26 protein-coding genes are annotated in these 18,293 nt (G+C 36.6%); 18 read left to right on the forward strand and 8 right to left on the reverse strand.

From position 1 onward, the window contains the following. Window positions 1-15 precede the first annotated feature (15 nt). From M3196_RS15100 to M3196_RS15130, 7 genes are all read left to right on the forward strand, one after another. Complete coding sequence (locus M3196_RS15100; RefSeq protein WP_425311014.1) at window positions 16-669, forward strand: ABC transporter ATP-binding protein; 654 nt, start codon at window positions 16-18, stop codon at window positions 667-669. A 597-nt stretch (window positions 670-1,266) separates the two neighbouring features. Continuing rightward, window positions 1,267-1,884 (forward strand): sigma-70 family RNA polymerase sigma factor, encoded by a 618-nt coding sequence (locus tag M3196_RS15105; protein WP_251323142.1) that lies wholly within the window; start codon window positions 1,267-1,269, stop codon window positions 1,882-1,884. A gap of 5 nt (window positions 1,885-1,889) precedes the next feature. Next, complete coding sequence (locus M3196_RS15110) at window positions 1,890-2,027, forward strand: YvrJ family protein (protein WP_251323143.1); 138 nt, start codon at window positions 1,890-1,892, stop codon at window positions 2,025-2,027. Window positions 2,028-2,041: 14 nt separating this feature from the next. Further along, window positions 2,042-2,269, forward strand: coding sequence for a helix-turn-helix domain-containing protein (locus M3196_RS15115; RefSeq protein ID WP_251323144.1), 228 nt, complete (start codon window positions 2,042-2,044; stop codon window positions 2,267-2,269). 564 nt (window positions 2,270-2,833) lie between these two features. Beyond that, window positions 2,834-3,352 (forward strand): hypothetical protein, encoded by a 519-nt coding sequence (locus tag M3196_RS15120; RefSeq protein ID WP_251323145.1) that lies wholly within the window; start codon window positions 2,834-2,836, stop codon window positions 3,350-3,352. Window positions 3,353-3,481: 129 nt separating this feature from the next. Beyond that, a complete protein-coding gene (locus tag M3196_RS15125; RefSeq protein WP_251323146.1) occupies window positions 3,482-4,234 on the forward strand; it encodes a hypothetical protein in 753 nt (250 codons plus the stop codon). 233 nt (window positions 4,235-4,467) lie between these two features. Next, window positions 4,468-4,908, forward strand: a complete 441-nt coding sequence (locus tag M3196_RS15130; RefSeq protein ID WP_251323147.1) for a JAB domain-containing protein — start codon at window positions 4,468-4,470, stop codon at window positions 4,906-4,908. A gap of 81 nt (window positions 4,909-4,989) precedes the next feature. Here M3196_RS15130 and M3196_RS15135 read toward each other — a convergent pair whose 3' ends face one another. Beyond that, window positions 4,990-5,388 carry a type II toxin-antitoxin system death-on-curing family toxin gene (locus M3196_RS15135; RefSeq protein WP_251323148.1) on the reverse strand — a complete coding sequence of 133 codons (399 nt, stop codon included), beginning with the start codon at window positions 5,386-5,388 and terminating at the stop codon, window positions 4,990-4,992. A gap of 1 nt (window position 5,389) precedes the next feature. Then, complete coding sequence (locus M3196_RS15140; protein WP_251323149.1) at window positions 5,390-5,656, reverse strand: AbrB/MazE/SpoVT family DNA-binding domain-containing protein; 267 nt, start codon at window positions 5,654-5,656, stop codon at window positions 5,390-5,392. 525 nt (window positions 5,657-6,181) lie between these two features. Between M3196_RS15140 and M3196_RS15145 the strand changes: the two genes are divergently transcribed. Beyond that, window positions 6,182-6,712 (forward strand): NYN domain-containing protein, encoded by a 531-nt coding sequence (locus M3196_RS15145; protein WP_251323150.1) that lies wholly within the window; start codon window positions 6,182-6,184, stop codon window positions 6,710-6,712. Between the two features lie 151 nt (window positions 6,713-6,863). On the opposite strand, the gene M3196_RS15150 is transcribed toward M3196_RS15145, so the two are convergent. Together M3196_RS15150 and M3196_RS15155 are read right to left on the reverse strand one after the other, a co-directional pair. Further along, window positions 6,864-7,442 carry a MerR family transcriptional regulator gene (locus M3196_RS15150; protein WP_251323151.1) on the reverse strand — a complete coding sequence of 193 codons (579 nt, stop codon included), beginning with the start codon at window positions 7,440-7,442 and terminating at the stop codon, window positions 6,864-6,866. 182 nt (window positions 7,443-7,624) lie between these two features. Next, window positions 7,625-8,182, reverse strand: a complete 558-nt coding sequence (locus M3196_RS15155) for a site-specific integrase (RefSeq protein ID WP_251323152.1) — start codon at window positions 8,180-8,182, stop codon at window positions 7,625-7,627. Between the two features lie 328 nt (window positions 8,183-8,510). Between M3196_RS15155 and M3196_RS15160 the strand changes: the two genes are divergently transcribed. After that, window positions 8,511-8,936, forward strand: coding sequence for a hypothetical protein (locus tag M3196_RS15160; protein WP_251323153.1), 426 nt, complete (start codon window positions 8,511-8,513; stop codon window positions 8,934-8,936). A 46-nt stretch (window positions 8,937-8,982) separates the two neighbouring features. Here M3196_RS15160 and M3196_RS15165 read toward each other — a convergent pair whose 3' ends face one another. Beyond that, window positions 8,983-9,375, reverse strand: a complete 393-nt coding sequence (locus tag M3196_RS15165) for a hypothetical protein (RefSeq protein ID WP_251323154.1) — start codon at window positions 9,373-9,375, stop codon at window positions 8,983-8,985. Between the two features lie 342 nt (window positions 9,376-9,717). Between M3196_RS15165 and M3196_RS15170 the strand changes: the two genes are divergently transcribed. Continuing rightward, window positions 9,718-10,203 carry a hypothetical protein gene (locus M3196_RS15170; RefSeq protein WP_251323155.1) on the forward strand — a complete coding sequence of 162 codons (486 nt, stop codon included), beginning with the start codon at window positions 9,718-9,720 and terminating at the stop codon, window positions 10,201-10,203. Window positions 10,204-10,346: 143 nt separating this feature from the next. Here the strand turns inward: M3196_RS15170 and wrbA are convergent, their stop codons facing one another. The 3 genes from wrbA to M3196_RS15185 form a co-directional block, all read right to left on the reverse strand. After that, window positions 10,347-10,973 carry an NAD(P)H:quinone oxidoreductase gene (gene wrbA / locus M3196_RS15175; protein ID WP_251323156.1) on the reverse strand — a complete coding sequence of 209 codons (627 nt, stop codon included), beginning with the start codon at window positions 10,971-10,973 and terminating at the stop codon, window positions 10,347-10,349. Between the two features lie 98 nt (window positions 10,974-11,071). Beyond that, window positions 11,072-11,491, reverse strand: coding sequence for a hypothetical protein (locus M3196_RS15180; RefSeq protein WP_251323157.1), 420 nt, complete (start codon window positions 11,489-11,491; stop codon window positions 11,072-11,074). Window positions 11,492-11,614: 123 nt separating this feature from the next. Then, on the reverse strand, window positions 11,615-12,280 hold the full coding sequence (locus M3196_RS15185; protein WP_251323158.1) for a phosphatase PAP2 family protein: 666 nt from the start codon (window positions 12,278-12,280) through the stop codon (window positions 11,615-11,617). Window positions 12,281-12,618: 338 nt separating this feature from the next. Between M3196_RS15185 and M3196_RS15190 the strand changes: the two genes are divergently transcribed. The 8 genes from M3196_RS15190 (at window position 12,619) to M3196_RS15225 (ending at window position 18,232) form a co-directional block, all read left to right on the forward strand. Beyond that, a complete protein-coding gene (locus tag M3196_RS15190; protein WP_251323159.1) occupies window positions 12,619-12,843 on the forward strand; it encodes a hypothetical protein in 225 nt (74 codons plus the stop codon). A 78-nt stretch (window positions 12,844-12,921) separates the two neighbouring features. Further along, the gene (locus tag M3196_RS15195) at window positions 12,922-13,131 is read left to right on the forward strand and encodes a hypothetical protein (RefSeq protein ID WP_251323160.1); all 210 of its coding nucleotides are present in this window, start codon (window positions 12,922-12,924) and stop codon (window positions 13,129-13,131) included. Window positions 13,132-13,412: 281 nt separating this feature from the next. Further along, window positions 13,413-14,657, forward strand: coding sequence for an MFS transporter (locus M3196_RS15200; protein ID WP_251323161.1), 1,245 nt, complete (start codon window positions 13,413-13,415; stop codon window positions 14,655-14,657). A gap of 177 nt (window positions 14,658-14,834) precedes the next feature. After that, complete coding sequence (locus M3196_RS15205; RefSeq protein WP_251323162.1) at window positions 14,835-15,392, forward strand: DJ-1/PfpI family protein; 558 nt, start codon at window positions 14,835-14,837, stop codon at window positions 15,390-15,392. A gap of 231 nt (window positions 15,393-15,623) precedes the next feature. Continuing rightward, window positions 15,624-16,268: an FMN-dependent NADH-azoreductase gene (locus tag M3196_RS15210; RefSeq protein WP_251323163.1), complete on the forward strand. Its 645-nt coding sequence runs from the start codon at window positions 15,624-15,626 to the stop codon at window positions 16,266-16,268. Window positions 16,269-16,362: 94 nt separating this feature from the next. Then, window positions 16,363-16,974 (forward strand): nitroreductase family protein, encoded by a 612-nt coding sequence (locus M3196_RS15215; protein WP_251323164.1) that lies wholly within the window; start codon window positions 16,363-16,365, stop codon window positions 16,972-16,974. 109 nt (window positions 16,975-17,083) lie between these two features. Then, complete coding sequence (ytzI, locus tag M3196_RS15220; protein WP_251323165.1) at window positions 17,084-17,275, forward strand: YtzI protein; 192 nt, start codon at window positions 17,084-17,086, stop codon at window positions 17,273-17,275. 33 nt (window positions 17,276-17,308) lie between these two features. After that, window positions 17,309-18,232 carry a DNA-3-methyladenine glycosylase family protein gene (locus tag M3196_RS15225; RefSeq protein WP_251323166.1) on the forward strand — a complete coding sequence of 308 codons (924 nt, stop codon included), beginning with the start codon at window positions 17,309-17,311 and terminating at the stop codon, window positions 18,230-18,232. Window positions 18,233-18,293: the final 61 nt, after the last annotated feature.

Genomic DNA, 18,293 nt, shown 5'->3' on the forward strand with positions numbered 1-18,293 from the left:
GAATACATTATTGAAATGAGAAATGTCAGTAAGTCTTTTAAAGGAATAAACTTATTGCAGAATATTGATTTAAGTATTAAGAAAGGTCAAACAATCGGTATTGTAGGATCTAATGGTAGTGGTAAGTCTGTTTTGTTCAAACTAATTGCAGGATTTATTAACGCTGACAAAGGAGAAATATTCGTTCGTGGAAAAAAAATCGGTAAGGATATAGATTTTCCTAGCAATACTGGAGCCTTAATAAATGATCCAGGTTATATAAGTATTTATAGTGCATTCAAAAATCTGCAATTTTTAGCAAAAATAAATAACGTTATTGATGACTCAAAAATAAGAGAAACCCTTGAATTAGTTGGATTAGATCCGGATAATAAAACAAGAGTTAAACATTTTTCAATGGGAATGAAGAAAAAGTTAGGTATTGCTCAAGCAATTATGGAAAATCAAGATATTATTATATTAGATGAGCCATTCAATGCATTAGACATTAAATCATACAGAGAAATAAAGGATATTATCATGTCCCTACAACAAAAAGGGCACACGATTCTGTTAACTAGCCACAACCAAGCTGATATTGAGGAATTATGTGATGAAACTTATATAATTTTAGATAATAAGCTTGAGAAGTTGACCGAAAATATAAAGAAAGAATACCTACAATATTAAAATATTGGTTTAGAGTATCGCTGTCTTTTGTACGAATTTCATGCTCAACCTGTAGAGTAATACCAAGACATTATTAGAGTTGGATTGTGGAACTTTTCGTTTCAAATACCTTTTCTATATATTTCCTGTTTACTTATGGTAAGCGTTTTTTTAAATATAGGGAGGATGGGCAGCAGCAGTCGTGGCTGCCACGGTATCTGGCGTGGCAGGAACTGATACCAAATGGGGGATTGTCAACGAACTGATCGCATTAAAAATCAACGAAATACAGAGAAAACGGAAGATCCACCTTTTTCATGATGAGGTGTATTTTTACGTTATTTCCCGACCTGAAAAACCCTGAATTTGACCTAAAACGGCTAAATTCAGGGTTTTGGTTTTTGGATGGGTTCCTAAAAGGTTCATTATGTTAACTAGTTAGGTGTTTTTTAATTTAAGATAAAATTTTATTTAGAAACGTTGCCATGCAGCGTTTTTTTATTTGTGCCTCATTAATCTAAAATTAAATGGTATTATAAAAACAGAACATATGTTTGTGTTTTGGTTGTTATTTTTAGGTTTATTCCCCTTTTTAAAAAGTAAGGAGTGAGGAATCTAGTGAATGAATACATCTATCCCTACGAAAACACACACCCTCTTTTAAAAGCAAAGTTTGAATCATTTATTCGTGAAAATCAACAACCATTATCAAACCCCATTATTAACAGTTTTTTAAGTAATGAAGAACATTACATTCTCTTTGTTAATGCTGTTTGTTTTTCTTCCAAAGAAAACAATTTTCTCTTAGATCAAGCTTTTTCAAAATTTCTTACAGAAATAAGATTTATTAATTATATCTCTAAGACCCTAAAATATTTTGCTTCAAACTACAGAAATAGATTAAAAATGGAGAATCAACGTGTGCAACTTTTATTAGATCAACCAATTAAAGGTGACTCCGAAAATACTTTTTTAGAAATGAGATGTGTTAGTGATGAAAATGTTTATGGAAGTTTTATGAACAGAAGAAATAAGTTGTTTGATCATATCGAAAATCCCAGTCTGTACAACGGATTCAAACAATTGACTGAAAAACAGATGCTTATTTTAGAATTGTATTTTTTCAACGGCTCAACACATAAAGAGATTGCCACCGTGTTAGGAGTGACCCAGCAAGCTGTTTCAAAAAGTTATAAAAAGGCATTAGAAAAACTCAAAAACTGTTATAAGGAGTGAGTACAGTGAATGAAGAAATCTGGATTAGTTTGATTGGAAGCTTGGGTTTTCCTATCGCTGTAACGGTTTATTTGTTAATTCGTATGGAAAAAAACATCAGACATTTAGAACAGATTGTTGATGACCTAATAGAAAAAATATAAATAGAGGTGTTGTAATGGGATGTTTATACAATCTTGTAAAGGAAGCAAAATCGAATAAAGAAGCAAACGGAAAAATCATCAAACAATTCGATGCGAAAATAAAAAAATCAAGCAAGATGCTTGCTCCTAAAGATCGAGAAGACTTAGAGCAGGAAATGAAGATTCAAATAATAAAAATTGTTGATAGATTCGAGGAGTTTCAAACACCTGGTTTTTGGGAGTTTATGAAAAAAGTTAAATAAAGGGTTGTTAATTCATGATTATCAGCCCTTTTTACTTGTATAAATAAAACGGGGAGAAGGGATTTGTATTGGCTGTTCCACATGTTATATACGAATGCATTTTAAAAGCTAGATGTTTTCAATTATATTACGCCAGCTGTATTAATGAAAATTGTTCTATTGAGGAGAGAAAACTGTTTCAGGAACTTGCTTTTCAATCAGGAGAGCAAGTAATACGCATTAATGATTTTTGTATAGAAACATATGGGATAAATATTATTCCTTTACAAATTCACAAAAGAATACCTTGAAATTCTCTTAATCTACTCTTTTAAGGAGGTGATATGAATGGCTTGTGGAGCTTGGCAATGTGTAAGTCGAGACTTATATTGTGACTGTAATGGAAATTGTTCTGGAACACGGAGTAGTACACAATGTTGGACACATCAAAAGCGAAAGTGTGATAGCGTAACGGAATTTAGATACGTTTACGGAACTGCTTGTAATGCAGATACATGTTCACCATGTGGTGATTATAGAGGAAGCTGCGGTTCTTGTTTCGTCTAATTAAAGGAGGTGTAAAAAATGGTAACAAACAATACTTTTGAGACTGGTCTAGGTATTATAACTGTGAACCGGACAGTATTTAACAACTTTGATGATGTAAGAAAGATTGCGAATTTTACTGTTAAGATCCCTAAGAAAGTTCCTAATGGTTACAGTCTAAAGCAAATTGAATATTATAAGCCAAATACTAGTGCTCCTAAAAAAGCTAAGAATGATATGTTGTTAGCTACCTATAGTGATGGTAAAAATGAATTTGAAGTTCATCAAGGCTATTTTGGTGGTGAATATGTCCCTAAAGGACCAAAAGGTACACTTGAAGGTGAAGTTTCAATACAAAATGAAAAAGGTAATTGGACTAAAGGGACAATTAAGTATACTGGTGGAGATTCCTTAGAAGATGTAAAACATGCTAAAAAGGAATGGGAAGAGAAATTACTTCAATTGGGATGGCGTAAGGAAGGAATTGGTTATCGAATTACAACTGAAGCTCTAAATTTAGAGGAATTAACTATCATTAGTGAATCATTAGAAGAATAACTTTTTACTAGGACGTTGAACTTTATTGTTCTTCGTTCTTTTACTGTATTCAAGAATGTTTCAATGAACATGTGGAAAGATATGTATGTTATAATTTTTTATAAAGATGTAAGAAAGGAGTTCACTAAGATGAAGAAGTACAGAAGATTAATGGGCTTTAGTATATGTGGCTGCTGTCTTGCGGGTTTATTTCTGTTTTTGACATATGATGATATAAAAAAAGTCAATCAAGCAAAATCAGCTACATCTATAGATGCTTCAAAAGAAAATCGCGAATTTATTATATTAGATTCAATTGAAGAACAAGTTCCCTCAGCCATTCAAAATAATAATAACTTTAAGAATGACGATAAACCACAAATTATTCCCAGTAATCCTAAATCTCCTATTATTATAGCCAAATTACCTCAAACCAAGAAATCCGACACTGTAATACAAACAAAGCGCAAAGAGTATAGGTCCTTTGAAGAAGTAGAAGCTAATTTTAACGTTAAGGCTCCAGGATATAGTCCCACCGGATATAAACTACAAAAAATAGAATATTATCGACCTGATACTAAAGCATCTGCTCATGCAAAAAACGATGTTCTTCAATCAACTTACACTAACGGGAAACACGAATTCATTATAATTCAAGGTTATTTTAGTGGTAGTAACGTTCCTGTAGCACCAAAGGGAATTCCAAGTGGCTCCACTAAAGTTCAAGATATTAAAGCTAATTGGGTTAAAGGTACTGTTGTTTATGAACGTGAGTCTTCAGAGAGAAGCTGGGATGATAGTCTTCTGCAATTAGGATGGAATGAAAACAATATTGGATATAGAATTCAAGCCACTAATTTAAACTTAAATGAGCTCACTAGTATTGGGAACAGTTTAAAATAATTTAAAAACAACTAAAACCCACTGGTTTCCGGACTATATGGGTTCTTTTCTTTGTTCTCCTCAGTGTAATCGTTCGCTCATGAGAGCTGTAAAGGGATGCTTCCGTTTCCCTTCAGCAAACTTTGTGAACTTTTTTGATAGACCCCAAAAAACTTGCACAAACTTCACGTCCCTTGACACCTCTTTTCGCAAAGATTGAAGCTCCTTCAAACAAAGAAAGGAGCTGAAAGGCTATGAAGAAAGTTTATGAAATCCAACGCATCAAGCAAGTGATCTCGGAGGTGGACGGCAAGAGCTACATCGTTCGCTGTCCGGAGGACGGGGCGAAAGTTGCAGCATCATTCATCGGAGAAGATGACCGTGAGGTGTTCTTCGTGATGTGCCTGAACACAAAGAACCGTGTGGTAGCCGTCCATCGCTGTCATGTGGGAGCTTTAAACACGAGTGTCGTTCATCCGCGCGAGGTGTTTAAGTGTGCGATTCTTAACAACGCGTCATCGATCATCGTATACCATCAGCATCCGAGCCAGGATACAGAGCCATCATTTGAAGACATCTCCGTCACACAGAGGCTGGTGGAAGCCGGCAGAGTTATCGGGGTTGAGGTGCTGGATCACCTGATCATCAACGCGAAGGCTGAGTACACGAGTTTAAAAGAAAAAGGACACATCTAGGAAGGGATTCTCCCTTCCTTTTCTTTTTTTGACAACAAAAAAACGTGGCCAAGAGCCACGTCCAGTAATGATAAGTTCTTATTAAAGTTTTCTAGAATGAGATTTAATCTTTTCCGCCAGCTGTTCAAACGGAATCTTCTTCAACACGACATCCACGGTGAACACCACGGCATCATTTGGATCCATCCTAAACTCATAGCCATTGTAGTACAAAAAGTGATCGAGTGCGGTGAAAGCTGTTCGTTTGTTCGCATTATGCATTGCATGGTTCTGTGCGAGAGATTCAAACAGTGCGGCTGCCTTCTCAAAGATGCTCTTATACGCATCTTCCCCTAGAACAGACTGCTGTGGTCTGGCTAATGCTGACTGAAGCAAGCTCCGGTCTTTAACGCCGAGCATTTCTCCAGGACTAAACATCTCAATCACTGTGTGATTGATCAACTCTACATCTTGTTCGGTTAGATAGATAACTTCTCTCATATTAACGATCTTTTAAGGCCCGAAGGGTTTCCTCATAACGATTCAGTGTACGACTCATGGCTTCAGCAAACTTCGGGTTGATTCCTTTCGGCAACGTCACCGTCGTGTTCTTACGAACTACGATATCTCCATCCTGCACGTTGATGATCACAGAATCACCCAACTGAACATTCGCTTCTTTTAAAGCTTCCAACGGAATCGTCACGCCAAGGCTGTTTCCGATCTTCGTGATCTTTCTTTCGATTGGTTGCATCATTGTCACACTCATTTCTGATCATTCCTTTCCAACAAGTGTGTCCTCGTATTGTAACAGTTATACTCGTTGTTATTATATAATATGACTAACGGTTATATCTGTTATAACCATTATAACTGAAGGTTAAACTTTTTCAAGCGATTAATAAAGAGATTGTGTTTGAGAGGGTGTCTGTGCTGCATCGGGAATTAGTTCACGGCACATACTACAGTGTTTTTGTCGATATTGATTCTTAAAAACCGAAGAATATTATGTATTAAGATTTGTATTCTCTGAGAAACATCGAACAGCTCGAAAGCCAGTCCAGAGTTGAACAAAAGTGTTGACAGGTTGTTCAACGTTTTGTATGCTAAGAGCAACAAGTTGAAGGGTTCGGACCTTTGACTATCAGAGAATCTAAAGGCTCATCATTCGGAGATGGACCTACAAGAGAATTAAGACAATTGGATATTCGGAATCCGGTTGTACAGAGAACTATTAAAGGGCGTCAGCAGTCGAAGCTGGCGCCTTTAGACGTTTTTAGGGGGCATTACAGAGTTGAAAAGAGTAATGATTTTTATTGACGGAAATAACTTTGAAGGCGCTTTAACTCGGTTATACGGAAGTATTCAGAGAATTGATTATAAAAAATTAGCAACTGAAAAATGCGCTGGATATTTGCAAAAATTTTATTATTATACGGCTGCAAGTGATCAAGAAAAGCAAAAAGCAGCAAGTACAAAAAGATTTGTTGATACCTTAAATAAAACGGTACCTAAATGTATCGCCAAAATGGGATATTTAAAGGCAGATGGCAAAAAAGAAGATGGTACCACTCTTTATATAGAAAAAGGTACTGATGTGAATGTTGCTGTCGATTTAGTCTCCTTAGCGTTTACTAATGCTTACGATGAAGCTGTTCTATTTAGTGCCGATTCTGATTATGAGTCTGCAATTAATATTGTTCGCCAACTTGGGAAGAATGTTGTTGTAGGTGTGTTAGATCAACAAAAGGCTGGTTATTTAAAAGATCTTTGTGATGATAATTTTGTCTTAGTCAAAGATGAACTAAATAAATTGATGAGATAACAAAAAAGATTGTTGAGGTCCGAACCCCCAACAATCCTGTTGCTTCTTCTCTAAGGCTGTATAGTCCGAACCTATACAGCCTTTCTTCATAGTATGGCCAAGCTCATATAAAACATTCCCGTATTCCTTCGACAACTAACCTCAGAGTGTGTCACTTTCCTAATAATCTCGATAATAAGCTCTTCTTTTCTGGTTCTGCAGCGTTCAGTTGTTTTATTTCCTCATTACTCTTTTGAAGCTCTCTGATTGAAGAAGTCAACGCTTTATCTCGTTCGTTAAGGCGTTCTTCTATGTATTTCTGCTGTTTATCTAAACGTGTCAGGAGTTCTTTGTTAAATTGTTCTTGTCGCTCAATGTATTCCTGCTGCATCTTAATGTGTTCAACTAATTGTTCGAGAACGGGTTCGGAACGCTCTGAAGAACGTTTATTTTCTTCGTTATTTTGGAGAACAGATGGCGTTCCTGTAGAAGAACGGTCTTTGTTAAACTTTGATGAAACAATAAGTGCGGCGTTCTCCAGAGACATGTTGTTCTGCTGTACGAGAGCTTGAAAGTGACGAAGAGCAATAACGTCTCTTTCTACATATAAGCGTTTGTTTTGATCCGTTCTCATGAATTCATAATCATTCTTCTCTAATGCCAAACACCATTTCCTTAATGTGCTGGTTCCGATGTTCAGTATCTTACTTAACTCATTTGTAACGTAGGCTTTGTGATCTGTAATATCCATTTTATCCCTCCGTTCTTTGTTAACGTTCTTTGGATATAGAATTATGGAGACGAAACGTAATTCCTGCAAACAATAGTGCAAACAAGAAAAATATTACAACGTTCTCATCGCGTTCTTTATTTCAAAACTTAATACATAATTCGGGTTATGACAATAAAAAAATGAAGTGAAAAACGTTTCTTTTACAACAAGAAATCCTTTAAACTCTGATCAATCTCATCTTGTGTAATCCCGATATAACGCTTCGTGATGGAAGGCGCAGAGTGATTAAAGATCTCCATGAGTGTCACGATGTCTTTCGTTCGCTTGTAATAGTGGTAGCCGAACGTCTTACGCATCGTATGGGTACCGATATCATCGCGGTCAATCATACTTGCTGCTTTTACGAGTGCCCGATAGGCCTGCGTGGTCGTAATCGGGCCATTTCCTTTTCTAGACGCAAAAAGATATTCATCCGACCGCATGCCAGCTGTATAGTGAACAATCTCACTTTGTAAAGCCATGATGGGAAAGCGTTTCTTCTTTCCGGTCTTCTTCTCAATGATCACGACATGTGTCCGGTCCCGGACGTCCGCCACTTTTAACGGAAGGAGATCCGAGACCCGTAAGCCGGTATTGATGCCGAAAACAAACAAAAAGTGGTCTCGTCGGCCGCAGTAGCGTTCCAGGCTCCATTTCAAGTCGTCGATTTCTTCTTGGGTTCTGAGTGGCTGCACGTTGTAAAGGGCTTTCTCTGACATATCTTCACTTCTTTCATCTAATAATCGTACATTGAATGTATGATTTCAGTATACATTTGGATAGATGAAGATGAAAATCTTTATATTCAACAAAATGAATGTAAGGTTATAACCATTTTCGTACATTGTCTTTAAAAAATACAGAAAAGTGTAAAATGGCAACAAAACCAAGAACTTATAGGTTCTTGGTTTTGTTTTATGATTACTTGAGGTGTTATAGTAATATATTACTATTTTTACATTATTTTGAAATAAATTAAAGGTGGCGAACTAATTGCTTTGAATTCTTATAAAGAGGTTTTAAAAATTTTTCATAGGAGGAGATAAAATGAAAACTAAAAAGGCTATAAGTAGTATCTTTGCAATGTTAGGATTACTTTTGTTAATTCCAAATGCTGTATTGGCTGCACCTGAATTAGGTCCAGGTGAGTGGGATGAATTATATGATAATTCTTTTTTTCATTTGTATATGTATGATTCCAGGTGTATTGATCGTTCTTCAGGTGGTGGTGATTTTGCAGTTGAAGTTACTGGGAATGTAGCCTATAACTCTTTTATGTTAACTATTTATGAAGAAGATGGTACTGGTACAACTCCAAAAACAGTAGTTAATGAAAGAATGTATGATCCGAATCCATTTTATCAGTTTTCTACTGCTGGATTGGTAGATGGCACTAACAATCAAGCAGAATTACGCGTATGTCTTGGATATAGTGATGAAAATGAAGAAGTTCGGTTAAGATTGTTAGATTAACAATTATTTGAAAGTTCAACCGAAGGAAAAGGAATTGTGTTAAGAGTTACTTTATCTTAATTAATTGTGATAAAACATGTTTTTTTACACGGATTTTTTCTTCCTTACTCAATTTCAGTGACATTTCATTTTCTATGCCATCAGTAAGAATAGTTAGAGGTTGTCCGTCCTCTATTGTAATTCCTTTTTCTTTTTCTCCATTCATTTGGAAAATATACGTATAATCAAAGTTACCTTGTTGGTCATAAGCATCAATTACCGCAGAAATCTGTAACTCTTTATCATTTTTTGTTATAGAGTTAATCTTTAATATTCTTTCTTCACTATGAAGGACTGTAACCCATAGTTTTTCACCTTTAATATCCATTAATTCGATCACATCACATGAAGATAAAGGTAAAAGAACTAATAATAGGAACATTTTTATTAGGATTTTCAAGTACTCACCTTCTTCTATGAAATCTTTCTTTTATCATAAGCATCATCATCGGCAAGTATACTGATTTTGTAATCATACACGTCTAATTTAATCTTAAGGATTAGGTTTTAAAGTTTCAAATCATTATAAAGCTTACTACTCAAGCTTAAAATGGAGAGCTATAACTTCTTAAACTAAAAATCAAGTCACCGAAGCACCTATTAAAGGGTGCTTTTTTATTTATGTAACTTAATATCTATTTTCGTACATTCATTAGTAAACACAATTATATTGATACATTCTTGGATAGAAGAAATGCTCGATGAAAAAACTATTTAATAAATAATTTGTTTTGGAGGGTATATGAAAAAGTTATTAAGTATTTTTTTCACACTTTGCCTTTTGACTCACTTTGGAATACAAAGAGCAGAAGCTGCAGAGAGCAATTTTAAAGTCGCGAAGTACGAGGTTCATGTTTTGCGTATTGCAAATACTTTAAGATACGACTTCTTAATTACGAATAAAAAACCTCTCAAAAGTGAAAAAATACCTAATTTCAGAGGGTATCACTACCAAATGCCACCGATAGAAATCGCTGTTATTGCGGGTAAAAAACTTTCTTCAGTTATGGTTATGGAGAAGTTTCATAATTCACAGGAGCTAAAGATGCTTCCAGCTGGAGGATCTACTGGTGGTAATTTAAGAATAGAAAAAAGCGTTGTATTTAGCGTTGAATATCAAATTAAAAAGGGCGCAGATTTTAAAAAAGTAAGAGAGTATGCTTCTGATGGTTCAGTTTTAATTTTTGATGGTATGAAGGAAGTTGCTGAATTCCCATTAAATAAGTAAATCATTTTGAAATCAGTAATACCCCCACTAATACAACTTGAGTGAGGGTATTCACACAGCACCCTAACTAAATAAAAATAATAGCCAAAGTCCCCGTACAACAACCGTACGGGGATTTTGAACATTTGAGAGGTTGTCCGAATTTAAATGTTTCCTTTTAGAGCTTTTGCGACTTTTGCCACACGTGCACCTAAACGGGAAGCCATTTTTTTCTCAGCATCAATCGGCTGTTTGCTTCCATCTGCACCAGCAACTGTTGAAGCCGCATACGGAGAACCCCCTATACCTTCTGCAGTCATTTGCTCAGGATTCTCACCATAAGGTAGACCAACATAGATCATCCCAAAGTGCATAAGCGGTATGAAAGAAGTTATCGCTGTGGATTCCTGACCGCCATGGATTGTGTTAGAGCTTGTAATAACTGAAGTTGCCTTGCCTTCAAGGTCACCATTAGCCCAAAGACCACCGGCCGAATCCAATAGCTGTTTAATTTGAGCAGGCATCATGCCGTATCGGGTAGGTATGCCCCAAACAATTCCATCTGCCCATTTCAGATCATCAAGTGTTACTTCAGCTATATCTGCCTGCGCTTCTTGGGATTTAACATAAGCTTCTTGCTGGGACATGTATTGTTTAGTAACTTCAAATTCAGGAACTTTTACCACTTTTACTTCCGTTCCATCCACCTGTTTAACTCCCTCAGCAGCAGCAAGTGCCATCTCATGAATGTGTCCGTATGAACTGTAATAAACAACTAAAATGTTAGCCAAAATGTTACCTCCTTTAAAGTTATGCCTATAAGACTCTTCCCGTAAATGCAAATTAAAAATCATAAAAAGTCCGCCTGAGTGTTTTCAGGCGGTCATTTTTAATAATAAGGATATGGATATGGGTACGGATAGGGATAGTAAGGATAAGGATACGGTGGATAGGGATAAGGTCTGTAATAAGGATAAAGAGACAGAGCCGCTATTGTTGCCAACGGAAAGATTTGCCTGAAAAATCTTCGGAAACGCGGTCTTCCAAACTGCCGTTGATTTTGCTGAGAGCCTTGTTGCTGTCCAGTTTGCTGCTGTCCTAATTGGGGACTTTCTTGTTCATCTGCAGGCATCATGTCCTGTGGAACAAGCATATACACATTTTTCTTGTCTAAATCCGTGATGATTCCTTCTGTTTGCTGACCATCATTTGTTTTAATTATGACATGGTAATGCATATGATGCTTACATATTTGGTGCAAACTGTCTGCCCGAATTTGTTCTTCTGTTTCATTTTGATTATTGCTCATCGATATCACTCCTTCCCATTTTATTTTTATTTTAAATTTTTTAGAGATATGCCTGCTCAACAAAAAACAGTCAAATTTAAGCAAAAAAAAAGAACGGCAATATGCTGCAGTTCCTTTTCTATATTAGCTCTTTTCTGAGCTTTGAAGTTTTGTTTTAAACATCCGTTTAAAAAAGCTGAATACTGTTTCGGCTTCTAGGTAATAGAACAATTTAAATAACAGACTCCCTAATAACACACCAGCCACTACATCAAGCACAACATGCTGTTTAACAAACAGTGTTGAAAGGATAATGCTGTAAGCAATTATTGAAACGATGATATCTTTTTTTATGGTCCACAATTTGCTATGCCGGATTCCTAAAATCATTAAATAACTGCTTAAAACATGAATACTTGGGAAGCAATTGAACGGCTGGTCCGCTCCATATACATATTGAACCATTCGTGTCAGTATACCATTTCCCATAAGTTCCGGACGAGGAACAGTTGTCTGAAAGAAGAAATAAATCACATAACAAACCAGCATTCCTACACAAAAACTCAACAACGCACGATAATAAATGGCTCTGTCATAAATACAGAAATAAACAAACATTAAAAAGATAAACGCATACCATAAAAGGTAAGGTACTACAAAAATCTCTACAAAAGGGATTTGATGATCTACTGCTGTAATGAGTTGTCTCGCTCCTCGTTCCCCATCATTTAATACCTGGTAGATGATATTCAGCAAAGGGATAGAGAGGAGAAGACATAATGCTAAAATATTTTCTTTTACGATACGCAATACGAACTACTCCTTTGTCTATATCATCAGCTTTTATTTTCTATACCCGTTTAACAACGTTTTACACGTTCTAATATATCTTTTTGACATTACCATATAATGGTTGTTTTGTCATAGGAAATGAGTAGTATTTTAAAATTTTCCCCTGAATTCATTCTATTTGTATTGTTCCCTACAATAGTTGGAATTGGCTTTCCACTATTTGTGACAAGTAGTAATTCTAACCGTATTTTAATCCAGAAAATTATTTTTTGACTTTTCTGACAGAAGTCTTATAATGAAGGTACAACCGTGTAGACCTAATGCATAATTAACCTCTTTGAAAGGGAGTGTTATGGATGTATGTAGGCAATACCATTAAGGTTAACCGTTATAACGGTGAGTATTTTGAGATCAGCCAGAAGTGGCTAATGGAAGTCGTTTGGAACAAATACAACATGCCATTGCGTGAGTTTATGCTTTCTTATGATAAGTTTGACAGTGATTATATTTTTTCACTCGCAGTACTTAATGCTGTTGAATTTAAGCTGGAATTTGATGAAGACTACCTGTATATCGGGTAGTTTTTTACTTTTTCTTTATGTCAAAAGCCCTTCCTCTTACATACACTGTGTTTAGGATTCCGGGGGGAGGGCATAAAGATGGCGAAAAAGAAAGCGAAGAAATTTAATAAGTATGATAGTGCAATAAATAAGTATCAGCACACGCTGAAGATGGTCACAAGCGAAACATGCATCGCCTGCAAAACGCAATGTGCAAGAGGTTTGGAGTATATAGAGCGAATGTCTAAACCTGGAGCTCTAGGAAAAGGCGTAGCATGCCATCTTACTAAAGGAAAAGGCCACAAATAAGAGGTTTTCGAAACTGACTCAAAAGATTTGGAGTCAGTTTTTTGCTTTTAAAGGGATATCCGCTTATTTTTACGATTGGATCGGGGGAATTTATGCTCGACCAGGGAGATTTATGCTCGCCCGGGAAGATTTATGCTCGCCCGGGAAGATTTATGCTCGCTCGTGAAGATTTATGCTCGTCCAGCGAGATTTATACTCGCTGGATGAGCGCCATTTACCGCAACCCACTATTTCGTATGCTATCATAAAACAAATAATTACCATATAGAGGATGATGCCATGTGGTCAGTGCAAAACGTTCTTTTCATTTTTTATGGAGCGGTCAAACGTTTGGGAATTTAGGAGATATTTTATATATCATATGTTTGATTACTCTTGTCTATAAAGAAACTGGATCTGTCCTGCATATGGCATTGATTCCTTTTGCGAAAACTATGTCCTTGCTGATCTCAGGATTTATTGCTCCACTATTCATTGAAAAGTACAGAAGATATACCTTATTGACAACAACCTTGACCGCGAAGACTCTCCTTTTGCTTTTCCTTTGTTTGTTAGCCAGCTATGGGATAGATACTCAAATAACTTATATTCTTTTATACATATTTATTATCATCATTTCAATGCTCGAAGGGATCGGGAATCCAGCACGGCGGTCTATGATACCTGACTTGGTAAAAGACGAAGATCTAGTAAAAGCAAACAGCTTTATTAGTATCACAAATCAAACATCCATGCTGCTTTCCTGGCCATTGGGGAGCATTCTACTAGTGGTATGGGGAGAACAGAATATGCTGTTGCTAACGTTCGGACTATTTTTGATTTCTTCTATTTTGACGGCTCAAATTCAAATAAATGAAAAAGGTGCTCAGCAACAAAAAAGCGATTCTAAATGGCTAACGATTAAGGAAGGCTGGTTTCTTATTTTTCGATCAAGAAAGCTAACCACACTTACCTTAATGGATGTCTTGGAGAATTTCGGCCATGGTGTATGGATCGCAGCTATTTTATATGTATATGTAGATACTGCTATCGGTAAAGGCGAAGAGTGGTGGGGATATATCAATGCAGCTTTTTTTGCTGGTATGATGGTCGCAGGTATTGTCGTGTACCGATTTTCGAAAAAAATGGAACCTTATCTTGGATCGGTTATCATGATTTCAACCTTATGTTTACTTGGTTTAAATGTTTGGTTTGGACTCACTACATCTGCTTGGTCAGCATTATGGGTATCATTTATTTTTGGATTTCCCCAAATGGCGAGAGATGTTTCGCAAAATACGTTGATTCAACAGACACATAAAGATAAGCAGCTTGCTAAAGTTTATGCGTCACACGGTACACTCGTATATGGTACGTTTGGTATTGCAACTTTAGTGCTCGGCTGGTTTGCTGAGGAATACGGGATCCGTACGACCTACATGCTTGTAGCAACTATGTTTTTACTATCTTTTATCATAGCGTATACTAACCGAAAAGTATTACATACAAATAAACAATCAGATGCGTCCAAACACACTTTTTTCTAAATGCGGACAGTTCTTACCAGCATAAGTTGGGAAAACTGCTTGTTTATGACTAAAAAGAAAGCACATGTTCTCCTTCAATTTTCCCAATACAAAGCTTGGCAGCCTCCTGTTAAAATAAGATTACACCCACTTTCAAACGAAAGACGGGGAATTTAGTAACAGGAACGGGTGAATCGTGTGAAAAAGAAAGTACTTGTCTATTTGTATCCGCAATTTAGAGAAGTGGAAATCATGACAGCTTTATCTATTATAGGTAAAAAATATGAAGTGCTACCTTTTTCACTTTTACCGGGAACTGTTACGAGTGAATGCGGATTAATGATGCAGCCTACCATTAAGATGAAAAACATTAGTCCCATGGATTACGAGATGCTCATTATACCAGGCGGGAAGCAAGCGTTTACTCAAGGAAATCCAAGACTTCTACATTTACTGCAAGTGTTTGACAGAGAAGGAATGAAAATTGCGGCGATCGGAAACGGTGCAGTCATTTTGGGAAGAGCCGGTATTCTAAGCGGCAGAACCTATACCGTTTCTTTACGAGAAGAAGAGTTTACTAAAACAGCGAACTGGCTGAATGGTACGTATGTGTCCAAACAGATTGTTGAAGATAAAAACTTTTTAACAGCAAAAAGTCATGCTTACATTGACTTTGGTTTAACGATAGGGGACCGTTTGCAATGTTTTGACGGCCTCGAAGAATATAACTTTTATAAAGGTACAAGTTCTTTTTAATAAGAACATCAAATTTGCTCCCCTTTCGCTCTCTAGTTTATGCTGGAGAGCGTTTTTTATTGGGAAAATTTTACTAACTCAGTTAATGATAATAATAAAAAGTTCACCGCTTGACAAAAGTAAGTGATGGTTTTAAGATATAAAAGAAATAACTTACTTAAAAGAAGTTAATTCAAAAAGTTCACTGCAAATAGAATCAAATACCACACACCAGAAGGAGAGAAAATTCACATGAAAGTACTTTACATTAACTCAAATCCAAAACCTCTTGATCAATCATTCGGTCTTCGCTTAGGACGTCATTTCTTAAACGAACTTTCCAATCAAAATGAAAATATCGAGATCGAAACAGTAAATCTTTATGAAGAAAATATACCGTTAATCGATGCTGATGTTTTGGATGCTTGGGGTAAATTAGCAGCTGGGGTTGAGCTGTCTCCGTCACAAGTAGAGAAGACAACACGTATGGGAGAAGTTTTAGAACAATTCCTTTCTGCGGATATGTATGTTTTCAACACGCCAATGTGGAACTTGAGCTACCCGCCAATGTTAAAGGCCTATATCGATAACATCGTAATGGCTGGAAAGACTTTTAAATACACTGAAAACGGACCAGAAGGACTTCTTGGCGGAAAAACAGCAGTACACATTCAGTCACGCGGCGGAGTTTATTCTGAAGGACCTGCTCAAAGCTTTGAATTCACGAATGGCTACCTTCAAGGTGTAATGGCCTTTATCGGAATTACCGATTATCACCATTTATATACAGAAGGCATGGCAGCGGCTCCAGACCGCGCTGAGGAAATTCTCGACGCAGCAAGAGAGACTGCATCTGATCTTGCAAAAGATTTAGCATCTGCTAAACGCAACGCATAAACTTTGTACTGATAACGAACCGTTTAAAGAGGAATCATAAAAAAGGTGTCTGAAGTTTAGACACCTTTTACTGTTTTTAAGGAGTGAAGAGAGAATGAATGAAACTTTTAAAGTTATGGAAGAAAGAGCATCAGTAAGACTTTATCAGAAGGATAAAGAGATCCCTAATGAGACTCTTCATAAAATTTTAGAGATGGCAGGAAAAGCACCATCTGCTTGGAATCTTCAGCACTGGCGCTTTATCGTGGTTACTTCAAAAGAACAAAAAGAAAAATTGTTTCCGATCGCTTATAATCAGAAGCATGTTCTAGATGCATCTGCCGTGGTGATTGTTCTGGGAGACACGGAAGCGGATAAAGTGGCAGCAGAAGTATTTGAAAAAGCACCTGAAGAAGCGCGAAATATTTTGCTTAAGAACATCAAAAGCGCCTATTCACAGGGCCGGCCATTAGGTGAAAGAGAAGCTCTTAAAAATGCATCACTTGGTGCTATGCAGCTTATGTTAGCAGCAAAAGCGCTTGGTATAGATTCTTGTCCGATGACAGGCTTTGATCACGCAGCTATTCTGCCGGCACTTGGCATACCTGAACGTTTCATTCCAGTAATGATGATTACTCTAGGTTATGCTGACGGCCCTGCAAAGCCTACTGATCGCTTTGATATAAACCGTTTAATCATGCATGAAAAATACGAAGAAAAACTTTAAGCAACACACTGGCAGTCTATAGTCACATAAAGTGGCATAGGCTGCTTTTTTATTAATAAGATATGCTATGATACATGTATAAAGACATTTTTTTGAAAAAGGAGCACCCATGAGTACTTTAATGATTTCAATCCTCATTTCGATCGTTATTATCATATTTGTTGTCATAGTTTTTGCGGCTGCGATTACAAAAGGTTATTCATACAAACATACGGTAGACAGATTGGAAGATAATCCTTATTTAAAAAGTCAAAATGAAAAAAACGATGCAGATCAAAGAGAACTAGAAACGAACAGATAGCTTTAGAAAGTCTTAGAGGAGATGGAACGAAGAATGAATTTTACGATTTCACCTAAGCCGCCATTCGATTTTCAAAAAATGATGAAACGTTTAACAGTCACCGGAAAGACGCATGTTTTAAAACTCTCCTATGATTTTACACAGTATGAAAAGATTGTGCGTATCGAACATGTTTTTTGCTATGTTAAAGTCAACACAAATGGATCTGTTGAGAAACCGCTTCTTTCTTGTGAGGTAATTCCGTTAGACGGTGAAATTTCAGAAGCAAAAGCAAAGATGAAAATCCAACAACTCTTCTCTACCGAACTCGATCTCTCTTCGCTTTATGACCATTTTTCTGATCATGAACAATTAGGTTCAGTGCTAAGCCGTTTTAAAGGTTTGAAGCTTTTAACTGAAACAGACCTGTTCGAAGCTATTATTAAAATCATAATCGGTCAGCAGGTAAACTTAACATTTGCGGGTACATTAACAGAACGGCTGATCAAGCTTGCTGGGAAAGAGGTGGGGGTAGGAGGGGATGTCTTTCAAATCTTTCCTTCCCCAGAAAGTACTGCGAAATTAACGTATGAAGATCTCCGTCAAATGCAATTCAGCCAAAGGAAAGCGGAATATATCATTGACCTTGCAAGGATGATCACTGACGGCCAGCTTGATTTAGAAGCTTTATGGAATAAATCTGATGAGGAGATCCTGCAAAAACTTCTTCCGATCAGAGGTATAGGGAAGTGGACGATCGAATGTCTTTTGATTTTCGGCATGGGCCGTCCGGACATTCTTCCTGCAGCCGACATTGGATTAAGGAATGCAGTACGTAATGTTTGGAAACTTCAAGAAAAGCCTACTGAAGAAGATGTGAGGCTCCTAGCTGAAGATTGGCAACCATGGAGAACATACATTACGTATTATTTATGGGAAAGTTTGAATCAAACTCCTGAGGTTGTGGATCATACATAAAAAGGTGAAGGGCGTCATTTAAGCCTCTTCACCTTTTTTTTGTTCATTGATAAGTGGCGGA

It is taken from the genome of Fictibacillus nanhaiensis, from assembly GCF_023715445.1.
Classification (GTDB): Bacteria; Bacillota; Bacilli; order Bacillales; family Fictibacillaceae; genus Fictibacillus; species Fictibacillus nanhaiensis_D.